The organism is Streptomyces sp. NPDC058008, assembly GCF_042886395.1.
Classification (GTDB): domain Bacteria; phylum Actinomycetota; class Actinomycetes; order Streptomycetales; family Streptomycetaceae; genus Streptomyces.
The window spans coordinates 57970-71533 of sequence record NZ_JBHVQX010000005.1; the positions used below are offsets into that span (position 1 = coordinate 57970).

Sequence of the window (13564 nt, forward strand, 5' to 3'; positions counted from 1 at the left end):
ACCAGAGGTCCGGCCGGTCCGAGTGGGGGAACAACAGGCATGCGAGCACTGCGAATACTGCTGGTCATGGCCGTGGTGCTGGGCGGAGTCCTCGTCGCCGTGGACCGTGCCGCCGTGTACTTCGCGGAGTCGGAGGCCGAGGGCCGGGTCACCTTCGGTGACGCCGAGGCCGGTTCGACCGACATCTCGATCAAGGGCTTCCCGTTCCTGACGCAGGCGGCCCGGTCGGAGTTCGACCGCGTCGACGTCACGGTCAAGGACATCCGGGCCAGCGCGGCGGGGCGGGACATCCGGATCAGCGAGATCCGGGCCCAGCTGCGGCAGGTGACGCTGGGCGCCGGGTACACCAGCGCGACGGCCTCCCACGCGACCGGCACAGCCGTCATCCCGTACGCGGCCCTCACCGAGGCGGCCGACGACGGCATCACGGTGGCCTACGGCGGCGACGGCAAGGTCAAGGTCTCCGGATCGTTCGAGATCCCGCTGATCGGCCGGACGGTCACCCGCAGCGTGCTCTCCACGGTCACCCTGGCCGACGGCGACACCGTCAAGGTGCACGCCGACGAGGTGCCGGGAGAAGGCATCCCCGGTCTTGAGGGCCTGGTCAGGAAGAAGACCGACTTCGAGCGCGGGATCGGCGGCCTGCCCGACGGCCTGGAGCTGGAGAAGATCGAGGTGGCGCCGGGCGGCCTGGAGATATCGATGAGCGGCGCGGACATCCGGCTCGCGGGCTGACGGCACGGCCCCGCCCCGGCCGTGGATATCCACCGGGCGGGCGGGGTAGGGGCTCAGCGGCGACGGCCCGGACGGCCGATCCAGATAATGAGACAGGCCTGTCCGTCCCACTGACGCCCACCCACCCCCGGCCCCCCGGATCCGGGCCGCCGGAGGGAGTCCATCACCTTGTCGTCCCGCATCGCGGACGATCCCGTCTCATCATCCGACACGGCGGTGACATCTCCGCCCGTACCTCCCTACGATCGGACACATGAAGCGACAGGCGGACCTCACGAAGCGGCGGGCAGTAGACCTGTGCCGCGTCGCCGCCATGCTCTGTCGCCCCTTCTGAGCGGGACCTCTCCCGTTTCCCCCGGCCCTTCGACGCTGTCAGGGCCGCCCGTGCCTCCCGTACGCGTTCGGCTCCGAGCACCTGCGCGTACACCTCGCACCCCGCACACAGCACCACCCCGCCGCAGACTGCCCCGGAGGAGAAACACATGAGCCGCGCAGACGTTCTGGTCGACGCCGACTGGGTCGAGGCCCACATCGACGACGCGCAGGTCGCGATCGTCGAGGTCGACGAGGACACCTCGGCGTACGAGAAGAACCACATCAGGAACGCGATCCGGATCGACTGGACCAAGGACCTGCAGGACCCGGTCCGCCGTGACTTCGTCGACCAGGCCGGCTTCGAGAAGCTCCTGTCCGAGAAGGGCATCGGCAACGACACGCTGGTCGTCCTCTACGGCGGCAACAACAACTGGTTCGCCTCGTACGCGTACTGGTACTTCAAGCTCTACGGCCACGAGAACGTCAAGCTCCTCGACGGCGGCCGCAAGAAGTGGGAGCTCGACTCCCGCGACCTGACCGACGCCGTCCCGTCGCGCCCGGCCACCGCGTACAAGGCCAAGGCCCAGGACGAGTCGATCCGCGCCTACCGCGACGACGTCGTGGCCGCCATCGGCAGCCTGAACCTCGTCGACGTGCGCTCCCCCGACGAGTTCAGCGGCAAGCTGCTCGCCCCGGCGCACCTCCCGCAGGAGCAGTCGCAGCGCCCCGGCCACGTGCCGAGCGCCCGCAACATCCCGTGGTCGAAGAACGCCAACGACGACGGCACGTTCAAGTCGGACGACGAGCTCAAGGCCCTCTACGAGGACGAGCAGGTCGACCTGGCCAAGGACACCATCGCCTACTGCCGCATCGGTGAGCGCTCCGCGCTCACCTGGTTCGTGCTGCACGAGCTCCTCGGCCAGGAGAACGTCAAGAACTACGACGGCTCGTGGACCGAGTACGGCTCCCTCGTCGGCGTGCCGATCGAGCTCGGCGCCAACAAGTAATTCCGCAGGGCCTGATCAGCAGGACCCCGACCCGAAGGACAGAACACCATGTGTGGAGCACAGGCCGGCGGCCCCGACGCGTCGACGATCAAGCCGGGCGAGACGACGATCCAGGGCAGCGTGACCCGTGACGGCGAGCCCGTCACCGGCTACGTCCGTCTGCTGGACTCGACCGGCGAGTTCACCGCCGAGGTCCCGACCTCGGCGACCGGGCAGTTCCGCTTCTACGCGGCCGAGGGCACCTGGACGCTCCGCGCCCTGGTTCCGGGCGGCACGGCCGACCGCACGGTCGTGGCGCGGACCGGTGGTCTCGCCGAGGTCGCCATCGCCGTGTAGTTCACGCGCGCATACGGCCGGAGGGCCGCACCCCAGGGGGTTGGACGCCACCTGAGCAGGGGTGCGGCCCTCCGTGCCGTTCAGCGTTCGCGTCCGTGCCGAAGACCCCTACGCTGGAGACATGTACGCCAGGCGAAGGCGCGCCTATTTCCTGATGATGGGCGGCTGCCTCTTCCTCTTCGTCTCCGCCTGGGCCTTCGTGCGTCTGTGGTCCGTCCCGGCCGCCGTGGCCATGTGCGTGGTCGCCATGGTCATACCGCCGGTCGCGGCGATCGTCGCCAACCGCCGTGGAGCGGACGACCGTTGGTGGGACGACCCCCCTCCGGGATCCCGCTCCCAGGGCTCCCGGCCCCCGGAATCCCGTCCCGGGGACTCCCGGCCCGCGAACTCCCGTCCTCCTGACACGCGACCGGGGAGGTCCCGGCCGCGTCCGCCGCGGGAGGAGCCCACGGGCGATCCGACGTCGGACCGGTGGTGGGACGAGCTCGACGGCAGGGACCACCGCAACTAGGCGGTGTCCGCGCGCCGGTCAGTAGACGAGGGCCTGGGTGCCGTCCGCCATGGCCTCCTGCACGAAGACCTGGGCGCCGGCGATCCGCACGCCCTCCAGGACGTCCTGCTCCGTGATGTCGCGCCGCGCCGCGCACTGGGTGCAGAGCGTGACCCCGCCGCCGGCCAGGATCGAGTCGATCAGGTCGGGCAGCGGCGCGGAGTGCGGCAGTTCGAATTCGGCGGCGCGCCCCGGCAGGGCGAACCACGCGGACTCGCCGGTCAGCCACAGCGAGACCTCGACCCCGCTGGCGACGGCCACGGCCGCCACGGTGAAGGCCTGCGAGCAGCGCTCCGCGGCATCGGCTCCGGCGGTCACCTTGATCACGAGCTTCTTCGGCATGGAGCGAATGGTAATCCCCGTCCGGGCGGCTCCCCCGAGGCCGGCCAGGGCCCGTGGGCGGTCCGGGAGCGCCCCCGCCGACCCGGCCCGGGAGAAACCCCGGGCCGCCGTGCCGGGCCCCCACCCATTAGGCTGGGGGCCCGGTGGCCCGCTGCCGTCATGTCGTCCGTTCCGAGGAGCTCCCGTGCTTGAGGCTTTCTTCTCCGCCCTGCTGGTCCTGGTCTGCGTCGGCGTGCTCGCCTTCGCCGCCGTGACCGTGAAGAAGCTGTACCAGGGCCAGCGCTGACCCTCGCCGAACACCTCCCGTACACCCTCACAGATCGTCTGAGCCGCTCATGATCGAGATTCCGTCCGACCTCCACCCGGACCTCGTGCCGCTGGCCTTCCTCCTCGGTAACTGGGCGGGTGCGGGCGTCTCCGACTTCCCCGGTGCCGAGAAGTGCAACTTCGGCCAGGAGGTCACCTTCAGCCACGACGGCCGTGACTTCCTCGAGTACGTCTCCCACTCCTGGGTGCTGGACGCCGAGGGCAAGCAGGTCAAGCCGCTGGAGTCCGAGTCCGGCTACTGGCGCATCGACAAGGACCGCAAGGTCGAGATCGTCATGGTGCGCGACCAGGGCGTCGTCGAGGTCTGGTACGGCGAGCTCGCGAAGCAGAAGCCGCAGATCGACATCGTCACCGACGCGGTGGCCCGCACCGCCGCCTCCGGCCCCTACAGCGGCGGCAAGCGCCTCTACGGCTACGTGCACAGCGACCTGATGTGGGTCGGCGAGAAGGCGACCCCCGACGTGGAGCTGCGGCCGTACATGTCCGCGCACCTGAAGAAGGTCGTCACCCCCGGAGAGGTCGCCGAGATGGCGAGGGGCCTCGGGGACCTGCCGGACGACGGCATCGCCTTCTTCAAGTAGCCGTTCCGTCCGGACCGGCCGGCCCGCGGCCGCCCCGCCCTACACTGGGCCTGTGGTGAGCACCGACTGGAAGACCGATCTTCGGCAGCGTGGCTACCGGCTGACGCCTCAGCGCCAGCTCGTCCTGGAGGCCGTCGACAAGCTGGAGCACGCGACACCCGACGACATCCTCTGCGAGGTGCGCCGGACGGCGTCGGGCGTGAACATCTCCACCGTCTACCGGACCCTGGAGCTGCTGGAGGAGCTCGGGCTGGTCAGCCACGCCCACCTCGGCCACGGCGCCCCGACGTACCACCTCGCGGACCGCCACCACCACATCCACCTCGTCTGCCGGGACTGCGCGAACGTCATCGAGGCCGATGTGGACGTGGTGGCCGACTTCACGGAGAAGCTGCGCGGCACCTTCGGCTTCGAGACCGACATGAAGCACTTCGCGATCTTCGGGCGCTGCGCCGACTGCGCCGCCGCCCAGGCGGCGGGGTCCGGGCCGCCGGAGGGACCGGACAGCGGGCGGTAGGTCCCGGCGGACGGGTCGTACGCTGGTCGCATGAAGAGCCCCTTGCTGTCCCTGCCCGGCGCCGTCCCCGCCGAAGGGCGCGACGAAGGCGTCGCCGCGCACTACGGCGACCTGTTCCGTGAGCAACGCGCACTCGCCGACGGCAGCGGTTTCGTCGACCTCTCCCACCGGGCGGTCATCACGGTCACCGGCGACGACCGGCTGGCCTGGCTGCACCTGCTGCTCACCCAGCACGTCAGCGACCTCGCCCCGAACCAGGCGACCGAGGCGCTGATCCTCTCCGCCAACGGGCACATCGAGCACGCCCTCTACCTGGTCGACGACGGCACGACGGTCTGGATGCACGCCGAGCCGGAGACCCAGGGCGAGCTGATCGCGTACCTGGAGTCGATGAAGTTCTTCTACCGGGTCGAGGTCGCCGACCGCACCGGGGACCTCGCCGTCGCGCACCTGCCGGCCGGTTCCATCGCGGAGGCCCCGGACGCCGTGGCGGTGCGCGAGACGCCGCACGGCCGCGACCTCTTCCTGCCCCGGGCCGCCCTGGAGGAGTTCGCCGCCGCGCACGGCCCGGCCGCCGGGATCCTGGCGTACGAGGCGCTGCGCGTCGAGGCGCACCGGCCGCGTCTGGGCTTCGAGACCGACCACCGCACCATCCCGCACGAGCTGGGCTGGATCGGTACCGCCGTGCACCTCCAGAAGGGCTGCTACCGGGGGCAGGAGACGGTCGCCCGTGTCCACAACCTGGGGAAGCCGCCGCGCCGCCTCGTCTTCCTGCACCTCGACGGCAGCGAGGTGCACCTGCCCGGCCACGGGACGCCGGTCCGGCTCGCGGCCGACGGTGAGGAGGGCCGCCAGCTCGGCTTCGTCACCACCTCGGCCCGCCACCACGAGCTGGGGCCGATCGCCCTGGCCCTGGTGAAGCGGAACGTCGCGGTGGACGCGGAGCTGATCGCGGGTGACACGGCGGCGGCACAGGAGACGGTCGTCGAGCCGTAGGGGCGCTACGCCCGTCCGTCCGGCCGTGTCCGCGCGGCTACACCTCGACGAGTACGGTGAACGGGCCGTGGTTCGTGAGCGAGACCCGCATGTCCGCCCCGAACCGGCCCGTCTCCACCTGGGCACCGAGCGCCCGCAGCCGGGCGACGACCTCGTCGACCAGCGGCTCGGCGACCTCGCCCGGTGCGGCGGCGTTCCACGTGGGCCTGCGGCCCTTCCTGGCGTCCCCGTAGAGGGTGAACTGCGAAATGACCAAAAGCGGTGCATTCACGTCCGAGCAGGACTTCTCGCCCTCCAGGATCCGCAGGGTCCACAGCTTGCGGGCGAGCTGCGCCGCCTTCTCCGCGGTGTCGCCGTGAGTGACCCCCACCAGCACACACAGCCCCTCGCCGACGATCTCGCCGACCGTCCCGGCCCCCGGCGAGCCGTCCGCGGCGCCCGCCACGGTGACGCTCGCGCCGTCCACTCTCTGTATCACTGCACGCATACAGACCAACCTATCTTGGGCTGAACGGGTACAGAGCACCTGCGTGAACACCGTGCGTAGTGGCACGATGCACGGTGTCGGTGTGCCGACGCACCGGTCGAGGGGACGGAACATCATGACGACACGTGGAACCGGGCGATCACCCGGCGCCGTACCGAGGACGCGCACCGCCGCCGGCTCTCGGCCGCCGGTGCAGCGGACCGTTGCCGCACCGGGCCAGCCGCCCATCCCGCCGCCCGTACACCTGCCCGGAGCGGTGTCCGTGCCCGGCCAGACCGGGGGCGGTGCGGTCGAAGGACTGGCCTCCGTCCGTCCGCAGCCGGAATTCGGCGGGCTGCGGCTGCCGGAACTGCGCACGGTGCGCCGTGACGCCCAGCGCGACGAGGCGGACCTCAGCTACGTACGCCGTCTGGTCCAGGGGCGGATCGACATCCTGCGGGCCGAGCTGGCCCGGCGGGTGGATCCGGAGGCGCCCGTGGTGGACCGGCTCTCGGAGATCCTCGCCGACACCCCGTCCGTGCACCGCTCCTCGGTGCGGCACGTCACCCTCACCACCCCGCGCAGCGACGAGTACCGGCAGCTGGCGGCGGACACGCTCGCCGAGATCGGCCTCTCCGACCTCGACGCCCGGACGGACGAAGAGCTCCTGACGGCCATGGGGCGGCTCGTGCGCTACGAGCAGCAGGTGTCCCGGCGCCGTCACCGGCTCCAGCGGGCCGTCGACGATTGCAGCGCGGAGATCGCCCGCAGGTACCGTGACGGGGAAGCACAAGTAGAGGACCTGCTCGCCTGAAGCGACCCTTCCGGGGGCGGGTCACGCCCGTCCCCGGAAGGCCGCCCGCCCCATGACCTCCTTCATAGCCCCGTCGTCGTCCTCCTCGTCCGTGTCCCCGGTCCTGGCCGAGGTCGTGCGGTCCGGTTTCACCGAGGGCCGCCACCGCGGGTCGCTGGTCGTCCTGGCCGCGGACGGGAGCGTGGAGCTGGCGCTCGGTGACCCGGCGGGCCCGGTCTTCCCGCGCTCGTCCAACAAGCCGATGCAGGCCGCCGCGATCCTGCGGGCCGGGCTCGGTCTCTCCGGCGAGCGCCTGGCGCTGGCGGCGGCCAGCCACTCGGGCGAGCCCTTCCACCTCGACCTGGTGCGCACGATGCTCTCCGAGCACGGCCTGACGCCGGAGGACCTCCAGACCCCGCCGGACCTTCCGCTGGACCCGGTCGAGGCGGAGGCGTACCTCGCCGCCGGAAAGGTGCGCGAGCCGCTCACGATGAACTGCTCCGGCAAGCACGCCGCGATGCTCGCCGTCTGTGTGCGCAACGGGTGGGACACCGCGACCTACCTCGACCAGGCCCACCCGTTGCAGCGGCTGGTCGGCGAGGTGGTCGCGGAGGCGGCCGGCGAGCCGGTCGCGGCGATCGGCACCGACGGCTGCGGGGCCCCGCTGATGGCGATCGGGCTGGTGGGCCTCGCCCGCGCGTTCCGTTCGTTCGTGCTGGCGGAGCCGGGCTCGGCGGAGCGCCGGGTCGCGGACGCGATGCGCGCGCACCCGGAGTACGTCGCGGGCACGCGGCGGCCGGACACCTGGCTGATGCGGGAGGTTCCGGGCACGCTCTCCAAGATGGGCGCGGAGGCGGTCCAGGCGGTGGCGCTCCCCGACGGCAGGGCACTGGCCTTCAAGATCGACGACGGTTCCACCCGCGCCCTGGGCCCGGTGCTGGCCCGCTCGCTCGAACTGCTCGGCGTGGACGCCCCGGTGGTCTCCCGGATCGGCCGGGCACCGCTGCTGGGCGGCGCCGCGGAGGTGGGCGCGATCCGGGCGGCGTTCTGAGCGTCCCCCGGGGCCACCGCGCCGGGGCGCCCGGAAAAGCGGGCGACAACCCGGACGGCCTGTGCCTAGCGTGGGCCGCATGAGCCTTGATCCGCGTACCGTCTCCGCAGCCGACTATCCCGACTGGCTGCGCGCCGTGGGGACCGGATTCCTCCGGGCGTCGGCGGCGGTGCCGGGGGAGGAGGAGGTCGCGGTGCGCCTGGCCCACACCGATCTCGCCCGTGTCCAGGGCGTGTTCGACGCCGGACGCTGCGTGGCCACCTTCCGGTCGTTCGCGCAGGAGCTGACCGTGGCCGGCGGCGCGAGGGTGCCGGCCGACGCGGTCACCGGGGTGACGGTGACCCCCACCCACCGCCGGCGCGGGCTCCTCAGCAGGATGATGGCCACGGACCTGGCGGCGGCGAAGGAGCGCGGCGACGTGGTCGCCTCGTTGATCGCCGCCGAGTACCCGATCTACGGGCGGTACGGGTTCGGCCCGGCGGCCTGGGCCACCGAGTGGGAGATCGACGTCCCCCGGGCGGGCCTGGACCCGCGCGCGCGGATCCCCTCCGAGGCGGACGGCGGCCGGATCGAGCTGGTCGACGGGGCCGACGTACGCAAGCTGGGACCCGAGCTGCACGGCCGCCTCGCGGCCCGCCAGCACGGTGTGGTCTCCCGGGACGAGCGCTGGTGGCTGCGTAACACGGGGGTGGACGTCCCGCCGTTCGAGACGTGGACGGAGCCGTTCTACGCGGTGTACCGGTCGGCGGACGGGGAGACCGACGGGCTGATCGCCTACCGCGCCGACGACCACTGGGGCGACGCGAAGCAGCCGCTCAACAAGGCGACGGTGACGGGCATGATCGCCGTGACCCCGGCCGCGGAGCGCGCCCTGTGGCAGTTCGTCTGCTCGATCGACTGGATCACCACGGTCCGCACCGGCTACCGCGCCCCTGACGACCTGCTGCCGCTGTTCCTCCCGGACCCGCGCGCCGCCCGCGTCGTGACCCAGGCCGACTGGCTGTGGCTGCGCGTCCTGGACGTCCCCCGGCTCCTGGAGGCGCGTACGTACGCGACCGAGGGCGCCCTCGTCCTGGACGTCCGGGACGCCTCGGGCCTGGCGGGCGGCCGTTTCCTGCTGGAGACGTCGGCGTCCGGCGCCTCGTGCGTTCCCACGGGCCGGGAGGCCGACCTCACCCTGGACGTGGCGGAGCTGGCCACGCTCAGCCTGGGAGACGGGTCGCCGGTGCGGCTCGCGGCGCTGGGCAGGCTCGACGAGAACCGGGCGGGGGCCGCGGCGAGGGCGGACACGGCGTTCCGGACACCACGGCGTGCGTGGTGCCCGGACGTGTTCTGAGACGTCTCCGGGGACGGGGCCCGGAGCGGCCTCAGCTCTTGAGGAAGTCCAGGAGGTCCTTGTTGAACCTCTCCTTGTCGCCGGGGACGAGCGCGATGCCGTGCGAGCCGCCCTCGTACACCTTGAGCGTCGCGTTCGCCACCAGCTGCGCGGTCTTGCGGCCGGTCGCGTCGATGGGCACGATCTGGTCGTCGTCGCCGTGGACGACGAGGGTGGGGATGTCGAACTTCTTCAGGTCCTCGTGGAAGTCCGTCGAGGCGAAGGCGTCCACGCAGTCCACGCCGCCTTCGATGGTCTGGGCCATGGCCATGTACCAGAAGGCGTCCTTGTTGCCCTGGGTGACCTTGTTGCCCTCACGGTTCGCGCCGAAGAACCCGACGGAGGCGTCCTTCCAGAACTGGGAGCGCTCGGCCAGGATGCCCTTCTTGATGCCGTCGAAGACCGACTGCGGGACGCCCTCGGGGTTGTCGGGCCCCTGGAGCATCAGCGGCGGCACCGCGGACAGGAGCACGGCGGACTTGACGCGCTCGGTGCCGTGCCGGCCGATGTAGCGGGCCAGCTCGCCGCCGCCCATCGAGTGCGCGACCAGCGTGACGTCCCGCAGGTCGAGCTGGGTGATGAGGTCGTCGAGGTCGTCGGCGAAGGTGTCGAAGTCGTAGCCCTCGTAGACCGGGGTCGAGCGGCCGTGGCCGCGGCGGTCGTGCGCGATGCCGCGGAAGCCCGCGTCCGCGACCGCTTTGAGCTGGTCCTGCCAGGCGTCGCCGTTCAGCGGCCAGCCGTGGATGAAGACCACGGGGCGGCCGTTGCCCCAGTCCTTGTAGAAGATGTCGACACCATCGCGGGTCGTGCAGATCGGCATGACGTACCTCCCGGGTCCGCGGAGGCCGGTCCGTGACCGGGTGTCCGCATCGGTGGCGAGCTCTCCGCGCCCCGGCGGCCGGGTGCCGTGCGGCGGCGTGGAACGAGCCTCTGCCATCCCCCCGTCCCATCTTCCACATCCCCGCACCGGGCGCACCTCGGCGGAGCGCGGCCCTCTCCCCGGCCCTCGTGCGGGCGGTTCACAGGGCCGCCACCGGGTCCGGCCCGCCCGCCGGGACGGGCTCGACGATCTCCCAGCGCTCGGCGATCAGCCCGTCCCGGACGCGGAAGACGTCGGCCACCGCGATGTCGAGGCCGGCGGCGGGAAGCCACCGCCGGGAGAACATCGTCACGTGGTCGCCTTCCGCCACGAGACGGCGGATGTCCACCCGCATCCCGGCGAGGGGCAGTTCCCGGGCCACCGCGAGCCAGTCCGCCTTCGTGGACGTCCGGAACGGCAGCCCGTGGTCCGCGAAGTCGTCACGGAGCAGCGGCGCGACCTCGTCGAGGCGGCCCTGGCCGTACGACTCCACGCAGGCGAGGACGAGTTCCTTGTTGTCAGTGCTCATGAGGGGAAGTGTGGGCGTGCGGCCGGGGGGTGTCGATGAACTCGGAGTTCATGGGCCCGGGCCGCGCCCACGCCCTAAGGTCGGTGCGGTGGACACCGTGGGCGGTCTTTTGCGCGAGTGGCGGCACAGCAGGCGGCTGAGCCAGATGGAGCTGGCGCTCGGGGCGGGTGTGTCACCGCGCTACGTCAGCCTCGTCGAGACGGGCCGGTCCAGGCCGACCGCCGGAATGGTGCTCAGGCTCGCCGACCGGCTCGACGTGCCCCTGAGGCATCGCAACCGCCTGCTGGTGGCGGCGGGGTTCGCGCCGCGCTATCACGAGCGGCCGCTCGACGGGCCGGACATGGCGGCCGTCCGGGACGCCCTGGTCCGGGTGCTGAGCGCGCACGAGCCCTATCCGGCGCTGGTCGTGGACCGGCGCTGGAACATCGTGATGTTCAACGCGCCGGTCGAGCACTTCCTCGCGGGCGTCGATCCCGGGCTGCTGGCCGAACCGGTCAACATGGTGCGGCTCGGGCTCGATCCGCGCGGTCTGGCCCCGTTGATCGTCAATCTGGAGGAGGTCCGCTCACTGTTCCGCGCGCGGTTGTCCCGCCAGGTCCGGCGGACGGGGGACCCGGTGGTGGCCGCCCTGTACGACGAGTTCTTCGCCGAGCCGGAGCAGGGGCCGGGGCCGGAGCTCGGCCGGGGCCGGGGGAACGGCCGGGAGTACGGGGACGGCCCCGGCCGTCCGCCCGGGGGACCGGGGTCCGAGGTGGCGACTCCGATGGTCTTCCGCTTCGCGGGCGGCGAGGTGCGGCTGTTCTCGACCGTCACGACGTTCGGGACTCCTCAGGACATCGTGCTCGACGAGATCTCGGTCGAGTCCTACTACCCGGCCGACGCCGGGAGCGCCGCCGTCCTGCGGAGGATGGCCGGCACCCGGCCGGAGCCGGGTCCGGTGCGGCGTCCCACGGAGGAGGACGGACCTTCACCCGTGGGGTCACCGCGTCCGGATCCTGAAGAGCACCCCTGACAGGGCGACGGCCACCAGCAGGATCCCGGCCGCCCACGCGAGCGCGGTCCAGGGGGCGTTGCCCACCGGCCGGTCCAGGAGGAGCCCGCGGAGGGACTCGATGGCGGGGGTGACCGGCTGGTGGTCGGCGAAGCCGTGGAGCCAGCCCGGCATGGTGTCGACCGGCACGAACGCGCTGCTCGGATAGGGCAGGAACGACATGAAGAAGGTGAATCCGCCGGCCGCTTCCGGTGTACGGGCGAGCAGTCCGACCGCCGCCGAGATCCAGGACAGGGCCACGATGTACGCGATCAGCACGGCGACGACGGCGAACCAGCCGGCCGGGGAGGCCTCGGGGCGGAAGCCGATGAGCAGGGCGACGCCGAACACCAGCGTGGTGGAGACGAGGTTGCGCACCGTGCTCGCCACGACGTGGCCGGCGAGGATCGGCGACCCGCCGATGTCCAGGGAGCGGAACCGGTCGATGATGCCGCCCCTCATGTCCTCGCTGACCGCCACCGCGGTGGTGGCGGAGCCGAAGCCGGCGCACAGGAACAGGACGCCCGGGACGACGTACATGACGTACGAGTCGTAGGCGGCGCCCGTGTCGATCGCTCCGCCGAAGAAGTGGACGAAGACCAGCATCAGCAGGACCGGCAGCATCATCGAGGTGATGACGGCGTCGGTGTTGCGGCGGCTGATGAGCAGGCTGCGGCCCGCCATGACCGTGGTGCGGGTGAGGACTCCGGGCGCGTCAGACACGGGAAGGCACCTCCGTCGTGCCGGTGGTGAGTGCGAGGAACACGTCGTCGAGGGTCGCGGTGCGCAGGGAGAAGCGGGCGACGTCGGTGCGGTGCGGGTCGAACTCGTCGAGCAGGGCGCGGGCGTGGGCGGCCGTGCCGTCGGTGGGGAAGCCCAGGGTGAGGGTCTCGGGGGAGCGGTGCGCGGCGCGGCCGGCGAGCCGGAGGTAGGCCGCGCGGCCGGTGAGGACGAGGTCCAGGCGATGCCCGGAGACCCGTGACTTCAGGTCCTCCGGAGTGCCCTCGGCGACGACGCCGCCCCTGTCGAGGACGGTGACGCGGTCGGCGAGCTGATCGGCCTCCTCCAGGTACTGCGTGGTGAGCAGGACCGTGGCGCCCCGGCCGGCCAGGTCGCGGACCACCTGCCGGAGTTCGCGCCGGCTGCGCGGGTCGAGGCCGGTGGTGGGTTCGTCGAGGAAGAGGACGCCGGGCTCGGGCGAGCCGACCAGTCCCGCCGCGAGGTCCAGGCGGCGGCGCATCCCGCCGGAGTAGGTACGGGCCGGCCGGCGGGCCGAGTCGGTGAGGCCGAAGCGGGCGAGGAGTTCCTCGGCCCGGAGGCGTGCCCGGGCGCGCGTCCGGCCGGACAGCCGGGCCATCATCCGCAGGTTCTCCTCACCGGTCAGCGTCTCGTCGACGGCGGCGAACTGACCGGTCAGGCTGATGGCGCGGCGCACCTGGCGCCGGGCGCCGACGACGTCGTGCCCGGCGACGCGCGCCGTGCCCGTGTCGGCGGTGGTGAGGGTGGCGAGGATCCGTACGGTCGTGGTCTTGCCGGCGCCGTTGGGGCCGAGCAGCGCGTGGATCCCGGCACGGGCGACCCGGAGGCCGACGCCGTCCAGGACCCGTACCCGCGCCCGCGGTCCTCCGTAGGACTTGGTCAGGCCGTGCGCCTCGATCATGACGTCACTCGTGGCCGTGTTCATGATGACCCCCCTTATGCGTATGGCGTACGCGTTACTGCGTAAGCATTACGCAAACCTAGGATGGTGGCAAG

At 72.2% G+C, this 13564-nt stretch carries 18 protein-coding genes; 12 read left to right on the forward strand and 6 right to left on the reverse strand.

The features are described from left to right. Window positions 1-39 precede the first annotated feature (39 nt). The 5 genes from ACFVS9_RS06410 (at window position 40) to ACFVS9_RS06430 (ending at window position 2904) form a co-directional block, all read left to right on the forward strand. Window positions 40-735, forward strand: a complete 696-nt coding sequence (locus ACFVS9_RS06410; RefSeq protein ID WP_389930532.1) for a DUF2993 domain-containing protein — start codon at window positions 40-42, stop codon at window positions 733-735. Window positions 736-988: 253 nt separating this feature from the next. Further along, window positions 989-1069 carry an Ms5788A family Cys-rich leader peptide gene (locus tag ACFVS9_RS06415; RefSeq protein ID WP_350751515.1) on the forward strand — a complete coding sequence of 27 codons (81 nt, stop codon included), beginning with the start codon at window positions 989-991 and terminating at the stop codon, window positions 1067-1069. Window positions 1070-1217: 148 nt separating this feature from the next. Beyond that, on the forward strand, window positions 1218-2057 hold the full coding sequence (locus ACFVS9_RS06420; RefSeq protein WP_383115750.1) for a sulfurtransferase: 840 nt from the start codon (window positions 1218-1220) through the stop codon (window positions 2055-2057). Between the two features lie 48 nt (window positions 2058-2105). Next, entirely contained in the window at window positions 2106-2393 is a 288-nt protein-coding gene (locus ACFVS9_RS06425) for a DUF1416 domain-containing protein (protein ID WP_383115749.1), read from the forward strand. Between the two features lie 121 nt (window positions 2394-2514). Next, a complete protein-coding gene (locus ACFVS9_RS06430) occupies window positions 2515-2904 on the forward strand; it encodes a DUF3099 domain-containing protein (protein ID WP_383115748.1) in 390 nt (129 codons plus the stop codon). An 18-nt stretch (window positions 2905-2922) separates the two neighbouring features. Here ACFVS9_RS06430 and ACFVS9_RS06435 read toward each other — a convergent pair whose 3' ends face one another. Next, window positions 2923-3285, reverse strand: a complete 363-nt coding sequence (locus ACFVS9_RS06435) for a DsrE family protein (protein ID WP_383115747.1) — start codon at window positions 3283-3285, stop codon at window positions 2923-2925. A 335-nt stretch (window positions 3286-3620) separates the two neighbouring features. Here ACFVS9_RS06435 and ACFVS9_RS06440 point away from each other — a divergent pair, with 335 nt between their 5' ends. Genes ACFVS9_RS06440 through ACFVS9_RS06450 form a run of 3 tightly spaced genes read left to right on the forward strand, consistent with a single transcriptional unit; the run spans window position 3621 to window position 5706 of the window. Continuing rightward, a complete protein-coding gene (locus tag ACFVS9_RS06440) occupies window positions 3621-4193 on the forward strand; it encodes an FABP family protein (RefSeq protein WP_383115746.1) in 573 nt (190 codons plus the stop codon). A 52-nt stretch (window positions 4194-4245) separates the two neighbouring features. Beyond that, window positions 4246-4710: a Fur family transcriptional regulator gene (locus ACFVS9_RS06445; protein ID WP_383115745.1), complete on the forward strand. Its 465-nt coding sequence runs from the start codon at window positions 4246-4248 to the stop codon at window positions 4708-4710. Window positions 4711-4740: 30 nt separating this feature from the next. Then, window positions 4741-5706: a YgfZ/GcvT domain-containing protein gene (locus ACFVS9_RS06450; RefSeq protein WP_389930537.1), complete on the forward strand. Its 966-nt coding sequence runs from the start codon at window positions 4741-4743 to the stop codon at window positions 5704-5706. Window positions 5707-5743: 37 nt separating this feature from the next. Here ACFVS9_RS06450 and dtd read toward each other — a convergent pair whose 3' ends face one another. After that, window positions 5744-6193: a D-aminoacyl-tRNA deacylase gene (gene dtd, locus ACFVS9_RS06455; RefSeq protein ID WP_383115743.1), complete on the reverse strand. Its 450-nt coding sequence runs from the start codon at window positions 6191-6193 to the stop codon at window positions 5744-5746. Between the two features lie 115 nt (window positions 6194-6308). Between dtd and ACFVS9_RS06460 the strand changes: the two genes are divergently transcribed. The 3 genes from ACFVS9_RS06460 (at window position 6309) to ACFVS9_RS06470 (ending at window position 9352) form a co-directional block, all read left to right on the forward strand. Next, the gene (locus ACFVS9_RS06460) at window positions 6309-6986 is read left to right on the forward strand and encodes an ABC transporter substrate-binding protein (RefSeq protein ID WP_383115742.1); all 678 of its coding nucleotides are present in this window, start codon (window positions 6309-6311) and stop codon (window positions 6984-6986) included. Window positions 6987-7038: 52 nt separating this feature from the next. Then, entirely contained in the window at window positions 7039-8016 is a 978-nt protein-coding gene (locus ACFVS9_RS06465) for an asparaginase (RefSeq protein WP_383115741.1), read from the forward strand. 79 nt (window positions 8017-8095) lie between these two features. Next, window positions 8096-9352: a GNAT family N-acetyltransferase gene (locus ACFVS9_RS06470; protein WP_383115740.1), complete on the forward strand. Its 1257-nt coding sequence runs from the start codon at window positions 8096-8098 to the stop codon at window positions 9350-9352. Window positions 9353-9383: 31 nt separating this feature from the next. Here the strand turns inward: ACFVS9_RS06470 and ACFVS9_RS06475 are convergent, their stop codons facing one another. After that, window positions 9384-10211, reverse strand: a complete 828-nt coding sequence (locus tag ACFVS9_RS06475; protein WP_383115739.1) for an alpha/beta fold hydrolase — start codon at window positions 10209-10211, stop codon at window positions 9384-9386. Between the two features lie 199 nt (window positions 10212-10410). Beyond that, entirely contained in the window at window positions 10411-10779 is a 369-nt protein-coding gene (locus ACFVS9_RS06480; RefSeq protein ID WP_383115738.1) for a nuclear transport factor 2 family protein, read from the reverse strand. Window positions 10780-10867: 88 nt separating this feature from the next. Here ACFVS9_RS06480 and ACFVS9_RS06485 point away from each other — a divergent pair, with 88 nt between their 5' ends. Next, window positions 10868-11791 (forward strand): helix-turn-helix domain-containing protein, encoded by a 924-nt coding sequence (locus ACFVS9_RS06485; RefSeq protein ID WP_389930543.1) that lies wholly within the window; start codon window positions 10868-10870, stop codon window positions 11789-11791. Here the strand turns inward: ACFVS9_RS06485 and ACFVS9_RS06490 are convergent. Both ACFVS9_RS06490 and ACFVS9_RS06495 read right to left on the reverse strand, forming a co-directional pair. Further along, window positions 11759-12532 carry an ABC transporter permease gene (locus ACFVS9_RS06490; protein WP_389930546.1) on the reverse strand — a complete coding sequence of 258 codons (774 nt, stop codon included), beginning with the start codon at window positions 12530-12532 and terminating at the stop codon, window positions 11759-11761. The genes ACFVS9_RS06485 and ACFVS9_RS06490 overlap by 33 nt on opposite strands. Next, entirely contained in the window at window positions 12525-13493 is a 969-nt protein-coding gene (locus ACFVS9_RS06495; protein WP_383115735.1) for an ATP-binding cassette domain-containing protein, read from the reverse strand. Before ACFVS9_RS06495 ends, ACFVS9_RS06490 begins: the two co-directional genes overlap by 8 nt. Window positions 13494-13564: the final 71 nt, after the last annotated feature.

Coding starts and splice junctions, on each gene's coding strand:
- ACFVS9_RS06460 (WP_383115742.1), top strand. CDS start 6,309: ATGACGACACGTGGAACCGGGCGATCACCCGGCGCCGTACCGAGGACG.
- ACFVS9_RS06465 (WP_383115741.1), top strand. CDS start 7,039: ATGACCTCCTTCATAGCCCCGTCGTCGTCCTCCTCGTCCGTGTCCCCG.
- ACFVS9_RS06480 (WP_383115738.1), bottom strand. CDS start 10,779: ATGAGCACTGACAACAAGGAACTCGTCCTCGCCTGCGTGGAGTCGTAC.
- ACFVS9_RS06475 (WP_383115739.1), bottom strand. CDS start 10,211: ATGCCGATCTGCACGACCCGCGATGGTGTCGACATCTTCTACAAGGAC.
- ACFVS9_RS06470 (WP_383115740.1), top strand. CDS start 8,096: ATGAGCCTTGATCCGCGTACCGTCTCCGCAGCCGACTATCCCGACTGG.
- ACFVS9_RS06425 (WP_383115749.1), top strand. CDS start 2,106: ATGTGTGGAGCACAGGCCGGCGGCCCCGACGCGTCGACGATCAAGCCG.
- ACFVS9_RS06440 (WP_383115746.1), top strand. CDS start 3,621: ATGATCGAGATTCCGTCCGACCTCCACCCGGACCTCGTGCCGCTGGCC.
- ACFVS9_RS06450 (WP_389930537.1), top strand. CDS start 4,741: ATGAAGAGCCCCTTGCTGTCCCTGCCCGGCGCCGTCCCCGCCGAAGGG.
- ACFVS9_RS06410 (WP_389930532.1), top strand. CDS start 40: ATGCGAGCACTGCGAATACTGCTGGTCATGGCCGTGGTGCTGGGCGGA.
- ACFVS9_RS06495 (WP_383115735.1), bottom strand. CDS start 13,493: ATGAACACGGCCACGAGTGACGTCATGATCGAGGCGCACGGCCTGACC.
- ACFVS9_RS06435 (WP_383115747.1), bottom strand. CDS start 3,285: ATGCCGAAGAAGCTCGTGATCAAGGTGACCGCCGGAGCCGATGCCGCG.
- ACFVS9_RS06415 (WP_350751515.1), top strand. CDS start 989: ATGAAGCGACAGGCGGACCTCACGAAGCGGCGGGCAGTAGACCTGTGC.
- ACFVS9_RS06430 (WP_383115748.1), top strand. CDS start 2,515: ATGTACGCCAGGCGAAGGCGCGCCTATTTCCTGATGATGGGCGGCTGC.
- dtd (WP_383115743.1), bottom strand. CDS start 6,193: ATGCGTGCAGTGATACAGAGAGTGGACGGCGCGAGCGTCACCGTGGCG.
- ACFVS9_RS06420 (WP_383115750.1), top strand. CDS start 1,218: ATGAGCCGCGCAGACGTTCTGGTCGACGCCGACTGGGTCGAGGCCCAC.